General features: G+C 41.6%; 12 protein-coding genes. 4 read left to right on the top strand and 8 right to left on the bottom strand.

Annotated features, from left to right (window positions below):
* Positions 1 to 121: 121 nt before the first annotated feature.
* Together R8P61_37285 and R8P61_37280 are read right to left on the bottom strand one after the other, a co-directional pair.
* Positions 122 to 1,162, bottom strand: coding sequence for an SDR family oxidoreductase (locus tag R8P61_37285; GenBank protein ID MDW3652793.1), 1,041 nt, complete (start codon positions 1,160 to 1,162; stop codon positions 122 to 124).
* Between the two features lie 242 nt (positions 1,163 to 1,404).
* On the bottom strand, positions 1,405 to 1,932 hold the full coding sequence (locus tag R8P61_37280; protein MDW3652792.1) for a TetR/AcrR family transcriptional regulator: 528 nt from the start codon (positions 1,930 to 1,932) through the stop codon (positions 1,405 to 1,407).
* Between the two features lie 140 nt (positions 1,933 to 2,072).
* Between R8P61_37280 and R8P61_37275 the strand changes: the two genes are divergently transcribed.
* From R8P61_37275 to R8P61_37265, 3 genes are all read left to right on the top strand, one after another.
* Positions 2,073 to 2,582 (top strand): hypothetical protein, encoded by a 510-nt coding sequence (locus R8P61_37275; protein ID MDW3652791.1) that lies wholly within the window; start codon positions 2,073 to 2,075, stop codon positions 2,580 to 2,582.
* A gap of 62 nt (positions 2,583 to 2,644) precedes the next feature.
* Complete coding sequence (locus R8P61_37270) at positions 2,645 to 3,394, top strand: SDR family NAD(P)-dependent oxidoreductase (GenBank protein MDW3652790.1); 750 nt, start codon at positions 2,645 to 2,647, stop codon at positions 3,392 to 3,394.
* 265 nt (positions 3,395 to 3,659) lie between these two features.
* Positions 3,660 to 4,877 (top strand): IS256 family transposase, encoded by a 1,218-nt coding sequence (locus R8P61_37265; GenBank protein MDW3652789.1) that lies wholly within the window; start codon positions 3,660 to 3,662, stop codon positions 4,875 to 4,877.
* Between the two features lie 186 nt (positions 4,878 to 5,063).
* Here R8P61_37265 and R8P61_37260 read toward each other — a convergent pair whose 3' ends face one another.
* The gene (locus R8P61_37260; protein MDW3652788.1) at positions 5,064 to 5,636 is read right to left on the bottom strand and encodes a GNAT family N-acetyltransferase; all 573 of its coding nucleotides are present in this window, start codon (positions 5,634 to 5,636) and stop codon (positions 5,064 to 5,066) included.
* 104 nt (positions 5,637 to 5,740) lie between these two features.
* Positions 5,741 to 6,670 (bottom strand): hypothetical protein, encoded by a 930-nt coding sequence (locus tag R8P61_37255; GenBank protein MDW3652787.1) that lies wholly within the window; start codon positions 6,668 to 6,670, stop codon positions 5,741 to 5,743.
* A gap of 82 nt (positions 6,671 to 6,752) precedes the next feature.
* Between R8P61_37255 and R8P61_37250 the strand changes: the two genes are divergently transcribed.
* Positions 6,753 to 7,970 (top strand): IS256 family transposase, encoded by a 1,218-nt coding sequence (locus R8P61_37250; protein ID MDW3652786.1) that lies wholly within the window; start codon positions 6,753 to 6,755, stop codon positions 7,968 to 7,970.
* A 354-nt stretch (positions 7,971 to 8,324) separates the two neighbouring features.
* On the opposite strand, the gene R8P61_37245 is transcribed toward R8P61_37250, so the two are convergent.
* From R8P61_37245 to R8P61_37230, 4 genes are all read right to left on the bottom strand, one after another.
* Positions 8,325 to 9,842: an arylsulfatase gene (locus R8P61_37245; protein ID MDW3652785.1), complete on the bottom strand. Its 1,518-nt coding sequence runs from the start codon at positions 9,840 to 9,842 to the stop codon at positions 8,325 to 8,327.
* A gap of 175 nt (positions 9,843 to 10,017) precedes the next feature.
* Positions 10,018 to 12,297, bottom strand: a complete 2,280-nt coding sequence (locus R8P61_37240; GenBank protein ID MDW3652784.1) for an amidohydrolase family protein — start codon at positions 12,295 to 12,297, stop codon at positions 10,018 to 10,020.
* A 130-nt stretch (positions 12,298 to 12,427) separates the two neighbouring features.
* Positions 12,428 to 13,681 carry a peptidoglycan DD-metalloendopeptidase family protein gene (locus R8P61_37235; GenBank protein MDW3652783.1) on the bottom strand — a complete coding sequence of 418 codons (1,254 nt, stop codon included), beginning with the start codon at positions 13,679 to 13,681 and terminating at the stop codon, positions 12,428 to 12,430.
* Entirely contained in the window at positions 13,674 to 14,057 is a 384-nt protein-coding gene (locus R8P61_37230; GenBank protein MDW3652782.1) for a BlaI/MecI/CopY family transcriptional regulator, read from the bottom strand. The genes R8P61_37235 and R8P61_37230 overlap by 8 nt, the downstream gene beginning before the upstream one ends.
* Between the last annotated feature and the right edge of the window lie 34 nt (positions 14,058 to 14,091).

Below are 14,091 nucleotides of genomic sequence, written 5' to 3'. Positions count from 1 at the left end.
ATACTGGCATCCAACGGACTTGCAAAACGCAGTAGTGGCGCATAGCCACTATTGACATATTAGCTGTTGTAACTTTTCTTTTTTTTGAATTTCACTAAGCGTATCCTTTGGCTGTACCCAATCAGTCATCTGAACCTGAGGCAGAGAAAATGAGATCCTGTTGTTGGGCAGACACCTTATTTATTGCCATTTGGGGACTTGCTACCGGGTGAACCGCACGGCGCAAAGGACGATCTTTAGGAGGCCTTGCCAACACATCAGCTATTGCTCGTGGTACATCCATGGGGTCTGTTTTAAGGTTTGCACCTCCAGCGACTTCGCCCATAGGGGCAGTTAACTTCGGATATACCTGCTCCATCTCTTCGGACATCCGCTCCTTTAAAGCAGCAGTCAAGCTGGCTTGATTTTGCCAGATTTTGGTTGGGTAGCCACCCGGTTGGATAATCGTCATCCCAACTCCCGTGCCTTGCATTTCGTATGACATTTGCTCACTGAGTGCTTCCAGGGCAAATTTAGTCGGAGAATATTGTCCATAGCCAGGTACGACTAGCCGACCCAGCATAGAGCTTACATTAAACACATGACCGCCACCATTAGCCCTCATGATGGGTAGTACTTCACGACAGAGCCGTTGAGGACCGAAAACGTTGGTATCGAACATCAATTGAGTGGCTTCCATATCTTGTGCCTCAATGGGACCTCCAACAGCAATAGCTGCATTGTTGATCAGGACATCGATATTTTTCGTTTGCTCCAGCGCCTTAGCAACTCCTGCTTTAACCTGTTCGTCATTGGTTACGTCAATTTCAATAACTGTGATATCCAGCTTTTCTCTCCTCGCCAAATTAAGTAGTTCGTCTGCTTCCGGGCGTGGCAGATTGCGCATGCTTGCAAAAACTTTTGCTCCTAATCGAGCATAATGTTCTGCACCTGCACGTCCAAAACCTGAAGAGCTGCCTGTAATGAGGACAGATTTTCCCGTTAAATCAGGCACTTTTTCTTTCCCTCGGATAAACTCAGGCATTTTCAAGCCTAGACGATTTATGGCCATATTTCCACCGATAGCGGCCAGGCCGACAGTCCCAATCCCTAATCCTATCAGTAATTTACGACGACTGATTTTTGATTTTTTTTCTTGCTTTGGGCTTGATTGATTATCCATAATGCGTTGGTCATTGTTTAAAAGGAAGGATAAATTAAAAAATAAGCTGCTCGCATGTAGATTTTTGTTCCAACTATCGTGGGGAAATATTCTCCAATTATCTGAACTGTCTTCTCAGAATTTTGCCATTTTTTAAAATTTTATTGCAGCTAATGTTGTGTATAAGAGTAGTGACTGACACTAGGAAGCTATTCCTTTTACATTTTGTTATGCATAGTTTTCACTCCAATTTTGAGTCCATTTCAATTTTGAATAGACTTAAGAAATAACTCGTTAGACGCCTTAAGACGTGCTGGATCTTTCATGAATTTGGTTATAATCGTTACTCCAGTCGTGTAAATTAGAATAGCATCTCCTATTGCTTCAGCCTGGTCAGAGAGATGAGTACCCGACAAATAATCAACTATTTTCGACTTCAGAATTTGATTATTCTCCAATAGAAAATCCGATATTTCTTTGTCATGCGCCATTTCTGCACTTGTATTGGCAAGCAAACATCCTTTAGAATATGGATCGAGTAGGAGATTCTCGGTTTGAAAATCTAAAAATTTTCTAATTCCCAAAATGGGGTCGCTTTCACTATTTAATACCTGTGATATCACCTGAATACCGCCCTCGCGATACATCGACAAACAAGCATCAAAAAGTTTCCTTTTGCTACCAAAACTGTTATAGAGACTTCCCTTACCAATACCAATTTCCTGGGTCAAGTCATTCATAGAAGTGGCCTCATATCCCTTAACCCAAAACAAGTTGGTGGCTTTTTCCATGACCTCATTTCTGTCGAACAATTCAAATTTTGGCATAGTCCAAAGATAAAAAAAATATTATTTGTACCGTGTATTACAAATAAATTGTTACATTTGTACCGATCATTACAAATGAATATACAATGGAATTAAACATAAGAATGAAGACCAAGGCCACGGCTGATGAAGTATGGAAATTGTTTGCCCATCAGTTTGATTATGCAGATCAATGGATGGCAGCAGCTTCAAAATCCTATTCTAATGGAGAGGGAAAATTGTTTGATGGAGCGAAGTCGACAGGCCGAATCATAGAAATGAAACCAGATGGTTCAGGTATGAAAGCTTCAGAACGGTTTATCGCATATGACGAGACAGCCAAAACTTGCATCGTTCGAGTTGACATACTCAATGTATCAGGAGCTTTTCCCATAAAGTACAATTCTCTCGACTTCTCAGTAGTCCAGGACAGTGATGGTGGTTCGACAATTAAATGGATTTATGGGGCAAAGATTAAGTCTTGGGCCTATGTGTTGTGGCCTATGCTTCGAATAGGCATGTTCAAGGCGTGGAAAGAACTTAGCGAGGAGTTCAAGCACTATGTTGAAACAGCTAAGCCCCATCCTCGGAAAACCGAAGCCATGGAAAAGGCTAAAGTAGTTCTGGGTGCCTGAACTCCTTAAACAAATCCAGAGCCCGACTTTCTATGATTCTTTAATAAAAAAATCAAATAAATATGACAGAAGTAAAAGTAAACCCTGCAGGGAAAATCGCTTTCATAAGTGGATCTAATAGAGGAATTGGAAAAGCAATTACCATTGAACTGTTAGAAAGAGGGGTGCAAAAGGTTTATGCTGGTGCTCGAGATGTATCCAAGTTAGACAAACTAAAACAAGAGTATGGAGATAGGTTGGTACCCCTGCAATTGGATGTTACCGACATCAATTCTATAACTAAAGCCGCTTCACAAGTCGAAGATTTGGACATTTTGGTGAATAATGCAGGAATTTCTTCTTGGGGCCAAATATTATCTGATGACGTAAGCAGCAATTTAGCTGATGTCCTAAAAGTTAATGTTTGGGGATTGGTGCATTTGTCCAATGCTTTAATTAGACCGCTGAAGAAAGAAAGCCCAACAGCTATAGTAAATTTTTCATCTGTAGCGGGATTGGCAAATATGCCATTGGCTTCGACTTATTCTGTTAGTAAAGCAGCGGTGCACAGTATTACGCAAGGAATGCGTGGTGAACTGGCTAAGGATAATGTTCTGGTAATGGGGGTCTACCCCGGTCCGATCGATACTGATATGGCTGCCGGTGTGGATGTTGAAAAGGACTCTCCGGAAAACGTAGCGAGTAATTTAGCTCAAGGTTTAATTGATGGTGTAGAAGACATGTTCCCAGACATAATGTCAAAACAGATAGGTGAATTTTATGCTTCGAACCCAAAAGCTGTAGAGCAACAATTTGCTGGATATGGATCGTAGTATAATTTACTCTTAGAAAAAGAGAGTCTGTCCAGATTCATAAACGAAAAGTCCGATACATGGTGTCGGGCTTTTTTATGGTATAAACAGATTTGCCAAGACTACAAATTAAATTGAAACACTAGAACTTCTGTGGGGTTTCGAAGGCAATGACAAATAATTGCATTATGCCTAAAGGCTGGCTATGCCTAGTTCGTAGCCTTGGCGGAGAAGAGACTGTTTCCCAAAGTGTGTCAAAGTTAGAAACTACTTAACTTGACATACAATGGCAAAAGAGAAATTTGATTACGAAAAATTTAAAGAGGAAGCCCGGGAGAAATTACAATCCGGAGGTAGCCTTCTAGGCAAAGAGGGAGCCTTGACTTCCTTACTGAAAGACTTTTTAGAAGAGAGTCTAGTGGGAGAGTTGGAAACTCATCTAGATGAAGGTCCTAAAGGCAATCGAAAAAATGGCCGGGGAAAAAAGCGAGTAAAGACTTCCTTAGGGGAAGTTGAAATCTCTCCGCCCAGAGATCGAGATGGGAGCTTCTCTCCCAAACTACTTCCCAAGCGCAAAAGAACCCTGGGAGAAGATATAGACCGTCAGATTCTGGCCCTTTATGCACGAGGTTCAAGCTATGGCAATATCCGTGATTATCTCGAAGAGATGTATGGCCTGGAAGTATCGACCGCAGCGATTAGCCGGATTACAGACAAAGTATTGCCGCTTTTGCAGGAATGGAAAGGTCGGGCTTTGGAAGCGGTTTATCCAATCGTTTGGATGGATGCGATCCATTACAAAGTGCGTGTTGAGGGGCGAGTGGTAACCAAGGCGGTATATTGTGTGCTGGGCTTGACTCAGGAGGGCTACAAAGAAGTTATGGGTCTTTATCTGGGAGAAGTAGGCGGAGAAAGCTCAAAATTCTGGCTCCAGGTGCTCACAGACCTACAAAACAGAGGCGTTGAGGACATCTTCATTGCTTGCATAGACAATCTCTCGGGCTTTACCCAGGCCATCGAAAGTATCTTCCCTAAGACCGAGGTTCAACTGTGTATCGTCCACCAGATCCGTAACTCGAAGAAGTACTTGGCCTGGAATGATACCCGAGCCTTTATCAAGGAGTTAAAAACGGTCTATCAGGCTTCCAATCTAGATCTGGCTGAGCGCAACCTCGATATGCTGGAAGCCAACTGGGGAAAGAAGTATCCAGCCATCATCGATTCCTGGCGAAGGAACTGGGAACATTTGAGCAAATATTTCCAGTATACCTATGAGATCCGTAGGATTATTTATACCACAAATATCGTCGAAGGATTTAATCGTCAGCTAAGGAAGGTTACCAAAACCAAAGGGGCCTTTACCTCTGATGAGGGCTTGATGAAATTACTCTACCTGGTACAAAATGATGTTACCAAAAAATGGACAAGGCCTGTCCACAACTGGAACCAGACCTTGTCTAAATTATCCATTATCTTTGGCGATAGGCTCAAACTTGACTTATGACCCTCACGCTCATTTTCCCCAGGAAAAGACCTGGTCTTTTTGAAGGCCTTTTCCCGGAAAAAATGTTTAGCCAATTAATCGATGACACACTTGGTGAAACACTACCGCGGAGAATAGGGGATAGGTACTGTTTTGTGCAGTTTTAATCTTTATTCCTTTAATCATTCTTAATGTTAATCCTGGTATCTAAATGTTTTTATAGAAAAGAAATTGAATTTCAGATGGAAATTCTTCGTATGCATTTGCATGAATTCCACCGAGATAACAATTTTGTTTAGCATAAAAACGACAAGCATTTACATTGTTATTTTGTGTTTCTATTTTAATTGTTTTACACTTTTCCCTTTGTGAGAAATCAATAGCTTGCTGAAACAATAATGTCCCGACACCATTATTTCGATACTTCGGCTTTACTCTAAGGTCCCAAATAACAGCTAAATCATTTCTTCCTTCCAGCATATTAAGACCTTGGGTTTTATGGGCAATTGTTATTCCAGCTATTACTTCTGATTTGTTATTTATTGCAACAAAAAGCCCCCAATTTTTAATATCCCATTGCTTAGCCCAATCATCAGGGGTTTCAGAGTCGTCATAGTCTTTAAGAAAGGGAGATTCAATTTCTGTTTCCACAATACCAATTCCATTAATGCCATTACTTTGGAAGGATACCTCTAGGATCGATTTAACTTCAAATGATATGGGAATTTTAGCGTACTCCTCTAATTGATCCCAGCCAATTGATTTAATTTCAATGTTCATTTTTTTAGGTTAGCACATTGTTTTATTGCACCACAACGTTCCCGATAAAAACCGATGCCGACGAATGGAGGCAATGGATTTTTATCGATTGTTAGAGGCTGGCTTTATTTATGATATTCAATTTCTCTTTTACTAATCCAATCACTTTTTCCAAAAGAATATCTTTTCGATTTAATCCAATTCTGATATTCATCTAATGTATATTCAAATGAATCATCAGTTATTATTTCTCCGTTTTTTTTGTATTCTTTAAATTTAGTTTCTAAACCAAGAGAATTAAACTCGAATTCCTTTTTGTAGTAATATCCAGTAGGGTCTTCAGCAATTTCTAATATAGTGTTATTTGCTCCATCAAACTTTTTAGTCACTTTTATATATTTAGGATTGCCACCTTTAGGATATGTAACTTTTAAAGTTTCTAATAATAAACCATTATCATTGTAGTTGAAAGCTGTTGTTTCTGAAAGATGTTCATCTCTGAAAATATAAATACTATCAATGGAATTAAATTCATTGTATTTATACTTTTTGCTAATCGTTTCTTCTTTTCCAAGAGATACTTCCTTACGAACCTCTCTTATTAAATTTCCATTTTTATAAAAATACTCAGATTCAGACACACTTTTATTTGGACGATATTCATTACCAGATTGGTGAAATTTCTTTAAAATATTTCCATTGCTATCATAAACATATTCTGATTTTGTGACCGTATTTATTCGAGAAGAAGATGAGTATGAACTTGAATTGATTTGATTTCCATAATCATCATATTCGTTTAAATACCTCCATTTAAGATTTCCGTTCATGTCATATTGCTCACTCTTTATCAGATTCCCTTTGATGTCATATTCTTTTAAAGTATATGCTTTACCATTATTGGAGTTATTATTTTCTAAATCAGCAGAATGACTTGAACTTTTTATTGATTTGATTCTTGGTTTTTCATTTTTTACTAAACTCTTATTTGAAGAATAATTAATTCCTCCCAAAACGAAAGTTAGAAAGGTTAAATATTTAATGTATTTAATCATTTTTATATTTCTTTTTTCTTGCTTGCCTCGAGACTGTTTCCCAAAGTGTGTCAAAGTTAGAAACTACTTAACTTGACATACAATGGCAAAAGAGAAATTTGATTACGAAAAATTTAAAGAGGAAGCCCGGGAGAAATTACAATCCGGAGGTAGCCTTCTAGGCAAAGAGGGAGCCTTGACTTCCTTACTGAAAGACTTTTTAGAAGAGAGTCTAGTGGGAGAGTTGGAAACTCATCTAGATGAAGGTCCTAAAGGCAATCGAAAAAATGGCCGGGGAAAAAAGCGAGTAAAGACTTCCTTAGGGGAAGTTGAAATCTCTCCGCCCAGAGATCGAGATGGGAGCTTCTCTCCCAAACTACTTCCCAAGCGCAAAAGAACCCTGGGAGAAGATATAGACCGTCAGATTCTGGCCCTTTATGCACGAGGTTCAAGCTATGGCAATATCCGTGATTATCTCGAAGAGATGTATGGCCTGGAAGTATCGACCGCAGCGATTAGCCGGATTACAGACAAAGTATTGCCGCTTTTGCAGGAATGGAAAGGTCGGGCTTTGGAAGCGGTTTATCCAATCGTTTGGATGGATGCGATCCATTACAAAGTGCGTGTTGAGGGGCGAGTGGTAACCAAGGCGGTATATTGTGTGCTGGGCTTGACTCAGGAGGGCTACAAAGAAGTTATGGGTCTTTATCTGGGAGAAGTAGGCGGAGAAAGCTCAAAATTCTGGCTCCAGGTGCTCACAGACCTACAAAACAGAGGCGTTGAGGACATCTTCATTGCTTGCATAGACAATCTCTCGGGCTTTACCCAGGCCATCGAAAGTATCTTCCCTAAGACCGAGGTTCAACTGTGTATCGTCCACCAGATCCGTAACTCGAAGAAGTACTTGGCCTGGAATGATACCCGAGCCTTTATCAAGGAGTTAAAAACGGTCTATCAGGCTTCCAATCTAGATCTGGCTGAGCGCAACCTCGATATGCTGGAAGCCAACTGGGGAAAGAAGTATCCAGCCATCATCGATTCCTGGCGAAGGAACTGGGAACATTTGAGCAAATATTTCCAGTATACCTATGAGATCCGTAGGATTATTTATACCACAAATATCGTCGAAGGATTTAATCGTCAGCTAAGGAAGGTTACCAAAACCAAAGGGGCCTTTACCTCTGATGAGGGCTTGATGAAATTACTCTACCTGGTACAAAATGATGTTACCAAAAAATGGACAAGGCCTGTCCACAACTGGAACCAGACCTTGTCTAAATTATCCATTATCTTTGGCGATAGGCTCAAACTTGACTTATGACCCTCACGCTCATTTTCCCCAGGAAAAGACCTGGTCTTTTTGAAGGCCTTTTCCCGGAAAAAATGTTTAGCCAATTAATCGATGACACACTTGGTGAAACACTACCCTTGCCTCTAACATCAGTGTATACGATTTATTTCGTTTAGCTCTTATTATCCTCTTCTCCCAGGCTCTCAGGGCCGATTTCTCCCGCTAACCCGAAAACGAAAAGCTACCGTTAATAAGAAAATTCTTGAAATTATAGGTGGAAGGCATTGCGTTTTCGTTCAGGATAAATATCCTCAAATTCGCCTCAAATATCAAGTCAATCCTCCGGGGCGAGGAAGCATAAATGTAGGCTTAAGCCTTGCAGACCTAGTCCTCAGCACTTGCCTTGCGATATTCCTGAAGCAAGCTGTCCAATGAAGAGATTTTCTCGGGAAATTCTTCATAGAGGTTGATCCGCTGTTCGGGATCATCACGCATATTGAACAGGAGCCCCTGTGTACTAAAATCCTTATAGCCTCTGAGTTCCTTGAAGGATGCAGGCAATTTTCTGTGTCCTGCGGTCGAATCATTGATATATAGCCAATCTCCTTTTCTAATCCCCCAAATAGATTTATAGGTATTGTGAATCGTAGCTTCTCGAATCGGCGAGCTATAATCTTTACCCAAAAGCACGTTCCTGAAATCATAACTATCAGGAGCTGCACCTTCTGGTAATTCTATGCCCACTATACTCGCGACCGTTGCCATTATATCAATTTGTGAAATTAACTCATTCGAAATAGCATTCGCTTCTACTTTCCCCGGCCACTTAACAATAAAAGGAACATGATGCCCTCCTTCCCAAACATCACGCTTTAAGCCTCGAAAATCCCCCATGCTGAAATGTCCGTATTTCTCAGCGCGTGCCCAGGCATAAGCCTCAGGTCCATTATCAGCACTGAATATGACGATCGTGTTTTCTTCCAATCCTTTCTCCTTGAGTGCCTTCAATAGTTCACCAGCAACCCAATCCGTTTGAACCATAAAATCACCATAGGCACCCGCCTGAGAGCTTCCATCAAATTCGTCATTTGGAATGATAGGGGCGTGGGGGGAGGGGAGGGCAAAATAAAGGAAGAAGGGCTTTTCACTATCCTGCTCATTTATCCATTCAACTGTTTTTTTGATCAGGCTGGGTAAAACATCATAGGGATTCCAATCTTTTACCTTTGGACCAGGTCGAAATTCCCAGTTCCCTTCTTTGGTTTCGAAACCTATGTCCTGAATGTCCATTTCTTCTGTGGGCGCTTCGATAAGTCGATCATTTTCGACCCATGCGTAGGGAGGAAAATTTATGGTGCCGTCACCAAAGTAATAATCAAAACCGCGATCCAGAGGTCCCCCGCTAATGGCTTTTGTCCAGTCAATGTCTTCAGGAAGGTAAAATTCCCGCATTTTCCCCCACTGCTTGACTTTGCCCGAGGGAGGATTTTTAAATTCCCAATTCCATCCCAGATGCCATTTACCTATACAAGCTGTGGAATAACCCCTGCTTTTTAATAACTGTGCCAGGCTAATGTCTGTATCTTTGAAAAAGGGTTTGCCAAATGCCCCCACAATTCCATGTTGTCTCCGCCAATGATAGCTACCTGTGAGTAAAGCAAAGCGACTCGGAGAACAAATGCCCGACGAGCTATGTGCATCGGTAAATCGCATGCCTTCTGAAGCCAGTTTGTCGAGATTTGGAGTGGGAATTTTTGACTGTGGGTTCTGGCAATTTAGGTCGCCATAGCCCATATCATCCGCATAGATAATGACAATATTAGGTGGAGTCTTTTTTACTTGACTACAATTCGTTGCTATCAGTAGCAGTAGGGAAAGGAAAAGGAATGCCGAGCTTTTCATATTCTGTCTATTAGGCGGATTTGGATAGCAGATAATTTCAGTTTAAGGATTAATTCGCAAAACCTTAAGCTTAGGATGGATAAAATGCAGAATACACGCATTTATTTTCCACCTTAGGAGGAGAATAATAAATAAATCAGATTACCACTACCTTCAAATTTGGAACAGGTCCTAATTATTCTTCTTCTCCCTGTTTATAGCTTTTTAGGATTTCCGTACTCACCCAATAGATGTCCTGATTGCTGGTAAAGAAGAGGTATTTACCGTCTGGGCTGATGATGGGACAAAGCTCATGTAGTTCGGTATTGATCTTGTCTCCCATATTTTGAGCCTGGGTCCAATTTCCGTTTTTATCCTTAAAACTTATGTACAAATCTCCCTGTCCATAGCCTCCTCTTCTGGCCGAGCCAAAGATCAGATAGGATTCATCCGGAGCGATAAATGGATCTGCTTCGTATCTAGGGGTATTGATTTCTGCCGGGAGTTTTTCGGCTTTGGAATAATGGGAGCCATCGAAGGCAGCACGATAGATATCATAGGCATATTGAGGGGCATCTGCTTCCGGGGAACGGGAGGCAAAGTACATATGACCTTCTTTCGAAAATGAGATATAGTACTCATTCAGGGGACTATTGATGGGGGCTCCTACATTTATAGCTTCTGACCAGGAATTCCCTTGTCTTTCCACATACCAGATATCTATGTCTTTCGCTTCTTTTGATCCGGGCAAGGGACGATTGGAAATGAAATAGAGTCGATTTTCCTCATGATTTAGGAGAGGGTCATTATAGCTGTAAAGACTGTCGGGAAAAAGCTTCTCAGCAGGAGTCCAAACAGCATTTTTCCATCGGGTATGATAGATTTCATTTCTTTCGCCTGCATCTACGGCAAAGAAGAATTCCTTTCCGTCTTTGGAGATATAACAACCGAACTCATGTCTGTCGGTTTTGGAGATGAGGTGAGGGGCGAATAATTCCGGCTGATTTCCGGGCGCTTTCTGACCCAAATATGTCATCTGATCATCGGTCTCGGAACCCAGACTCCCTTTGAGAGAGTTGAGAAGCTTCTCCGGATCATAAGCCATTCCTTTTCGAATGACCATCTCAAGTTTTCGGATCAGGCGAGGATTTTTCTCCAGATCTCCATCAATTAGCTGTATATCTGCGACCTTCCCTTCTTCTATACTTCCCAGGTCTTCCCTTTCGAGCAATTTTGCTCCATTCAAACACATAATCTGTAAAGCTTCCTCTGCTTGCAAACCTGCCCTTATAAATATTTCATAATTTTTTTGGTCCCCAAATCCGGGCAATATATGGGCTTCAGGATCAGAGCCAGAGACCAATAGACCACCCATTCTGTAATATTGAATATCGTATTGCAGGCATTTCTCAAACCAGGCTTCCTTAAACCACCAATCGCTGCCCTGTGCTTTTTTTCTTTTTTGTCGGTTCTGATAAACTTCCAAAAAGCCTGCAGACAAAACGGCCAATTCACGGGGATCAGCTTCAGCATTTGGTCCCAGGGCTTCAAATAAGGAGAGGGTACTGCTTAAAGCTACTCCATGTCTGATCATTTTCTGCTGAACGGCTTTTACTTCTTCACTTTCGACATCCACCAGGTCCCGAAAATCTCTATTGTCTCCACAAATTCCTGCTTCTCTTCCCTCTGCATGATCATAGCTTTCGATAAACCCATGTTCAATGGCATCTATCCCTATTTCTGCGGCTTCAGTATAAGTGGTCGCGCAAAGATGACCCGCTACTTTAAGTCCAAGCTTATGTGCCTCATCTACAATTACGGCTAAATCCTGGGGCCGGGTATGCCGATAGACTTTTAGCCATTTTACCCCCTGATCCGCCCAGTATCTAATCGTATCTCGAACCATCTTTTCATCAGTAAAACGAATGAAATGGGGCTTTCCTGCAGGACCCGTGAAATAAGGCGCAGAATTGATGATCTCTGGTCCGGCTTGTTCGCCTTTACGGATCGATTGGGCGATTGCGATTTCTTCCCGGGCATTGCCTGTACCGCAGGTTTGAATCGTAGTTACGCCGCAGGCCAGGTAGAGGCGGGGAGAACTCGACAGTAAAGCAGACCGATGCATACGCATATGGTTATGGGTGCCTACAAATCCGGGGATAAGGGTCTTGTTTTTCAGATCCAGCTGTTTGAAGCCGGGAGGAATACTGACTTCCTGACTGGGGCCTACTTTCAGGATTCTTCCCTGATCGATGAGTACGGTCTGATCTTCCTGGGCTGGACTTCCTGTCCCATCTATGAGTTTTGCATGCATCAGGGCCAATTTTCCTTCTTTATGAGAAAGAAAGGAAGCGGTATAATCAGATAGGTAGCTGCTTGCTTCCTGAGATTGAGCCTTGGCTTCTTTGACGGAACTACAGGCAAAGAATAGAAGACTCCCTGCGATAATTGTAATGCTGAGCGTAATGCTTTTCATAGAATAAAAATTGAGAATTAAGGGTGAAAAAATAGCATAGCTTTCCTGTAAAGCATTTGACAGAATCAAGCTGCTTTCTAGAAAATCCTTTTCTTAATACGCCTTAGTGATCAGGAATTTATTCTTGTTTTCAGGGATGTATTCCCCGACCTTCTTTTCTTACTTCATAGTGCAAATGAGGATTCGGAGAGAGACCACTTGAGCCTAGATGTCCGATGATTTCACCTGTCTGTATTTCTTCTCCTACTTCCACTTTTATATCGGACATATGGGCATATCGACTCTCGTAGCCATCACCATGATCCATGATGACGATATTCCCCCAACTCTTATCGTGATCTGCTCGAATTACTGTGCCCGAAGCGCTGGCTCTAATAGGAGTTTGAAATGCTGCCAGGATATCTATTCCCTGATGCTGCCTGTATGTATGGGTAAATGGATCTTTGAGCCGAGCCCCAAAAGGAGCAACTATTTTCTGATATAGACCGCTTTGTATGGGGAAAAGAAAGGACTTCGATTTTTGATTTTTGGCAAAAGCGAGGAGTAGGAGAAGGATAAGGGGCAGGAGAAAAAGGTATCTGCTGCTATGAATCAAGCTGTCTTTTCGTTTGCTGATCATTTCAATCCGGGCTTTCATGCTATACGTCTGAAAACTGCTGCTTAATCTCCCTTCAAAAGACTCCAGGCTATTACTGAGTAAAACACCCAAATAGGCAGATTTTTTGATGTTGGTGGAAAGTACCGCTTCATCCGCCTGAAACTCATGCAGGGATTTCAACATCTGACGGAAGAGGTAGGCAAAAGGATTGAACCAACAAAAGGCCAGGAAGAACTCAGTAATCAATAGGTCATAGCTGTGTTTGAGTTCTAAGTGAGCAGCCTCATGTTTCAGAATGTCTTTGTTTTTATGCAGATCAAAATTTTGGGGAAGGAAGATCCATGCATAGAAGGAATAGACCGAATGGGTACTTACTCTTATGAGGCGGTATTTTTCCCATTTTCTGGGAGTTGCGGTTTTGATTTGTCGAAAGATATTTACCCCTGCCAGCAAAATTCTCCCTATACTTATTAGCAATCCCAGATAGTATATCAATTCCAGGTAAAAACCTATACCATAGCCAGGAGTGGGTAATTGAATTTCTGCTCCCTTACTATCCAGAACCTTTATTTCCTCGCCAGAGGAGACTTGCAATATCCTTAGTTCGGCAGTCTGTTCTATGTCCAGCTGGATAAAGGGAAGGAGAAGAGAAAAGGGAATGATTGCAAGCAAAAGGATGCGATTGAGCACATGGAAGCTCAGTTTCCGGTGGAAGAAGTAATAAGTCAGGCAAAGCAGACTACTGATGAGGCTGACCTTCCCGAGATATATCAGCAACTCACTCATTTTTCTTCTTTAGTTCATCAATTTTGTGTTCCAACAATTGCTTCATCTCCTCCAGTTCCTTAAGGTCCAGGTCCTGATTTTCTGTAAAGAAGGAGGTGAACTTTCGGTTTGACCCATCAAAGAAATTCTTAATCATGCCTTTGAGTTGAATACCGAAATACTTCTCCTTGGAAAGTAGGGGATAATATTCATTGACCTTGCCATAGCTTTTGTATCCGATGAATTCTTTTTTAACCAGGACCCGCATCACAGTTGAAATGGTGGTGTAGGCTGGCTTGGGTGCGGGAAAGTCATCAACCACATCTTTGAGGTAGGCTTTTTCAAGCCTCCAAAGGACGCGCATGACTTGTTCTTCTGCTTTGGTCAGCTTTTGCATGCAACAATACTACAACTATCTTTATAATTATACA

The organism is Bacteroidia bacterium, from assembly GCA_033391075.1.
Lineage (GTDB): Bacteria > Bacteroidota > Bacteroidia > J057 > J057 > JAWPMV01.
The sequence above is the reverse complement of the archived record's forward strand: the minus strand, read 5'-3'. Positions and strand labels throughout refer to the sequence as shown.

Coding starts and splice junctions, on each gene's coding strand:
- R8P61_37285 (MDW3652793.1), bottom strand. CDS start 1,162: ATGGATAATCAATCAAGCCCAAAGCAAGAAAAAAAATCAAAAATCAGT.
- R8P61_37280 (MDW3652792.1), bottom strand. CDS start 1,932: ATGGAAAAAGCCACCAACTTGTTTTGGGTTAAGGGATATGAGGCCACT.
- R8P61_37275 (MDW3652791.1), top strand. CDS start 2,073: ATGAAGACCAAGGCCACGGCTGATGAAGTATGGAAATTGTTTGCCCAT.
- R8P61_37270 (MDW3652790.1), top strand. CDS start 2,645: ATGACAGAAGTAAAAGTAAACCCTGCAGGGAAAATCGCTTTCATAAGT.
- R8P61_37265 (MDW3652789.1), top strand. CDS start 3,660: ATGGCAAAAGAGAAATTTGATTACGAAAAATTTAAAGAGGAAGCCCGG.
- R8P61_37260 (MDW3652788.1), bottom strand. CDS start 5,636: ATGAACATTGAAATTAAATCAATTGGCTGGGATCAATTAGAGGAGTAC.
- R8P61_37255 (MDW3652787.1), bottom strand. CDS start 6,670: ATGATTAAATACATTAAATATTTAACCTTTCTAACTTTCGTTTTGGGA.
- R8P61_37250 (MDW3652786.1), top strand. CDS start 6,753: ATGGCAAAAGAGAAATTTGATTACGAAAAATTTAAAGAGGAAGCCCGG.
- R8P61_37245 (MDW3652785.1), bottom strand. CDS start 9,842: ATGAAAAGCTCGGCATTCCTTTTCCTTTCCCTACTGCTACTGATAGCA.
- R8P61_37240 (MDW3652784.1), bottom strand. CDS start 12,297: ATGAAAAGCATTACGCTCAGCATTACAATTATCGCAGGGAGTCTTCTA.
- R8P61_37235 (MDW3652783.1), bottom strand. CDS start 13,681: ATGAGTGAGTTGCTGATATATCTCGGGAAGGTCAGCCTCATCAGTAGT.
- R8P61_37230 (MDW3652782.1), bottom strand. CDS start 14,057: ATGCAAAAGCTGACCAAAGCAGAAGAACAAGTCATGCGCGTCCTTTGG.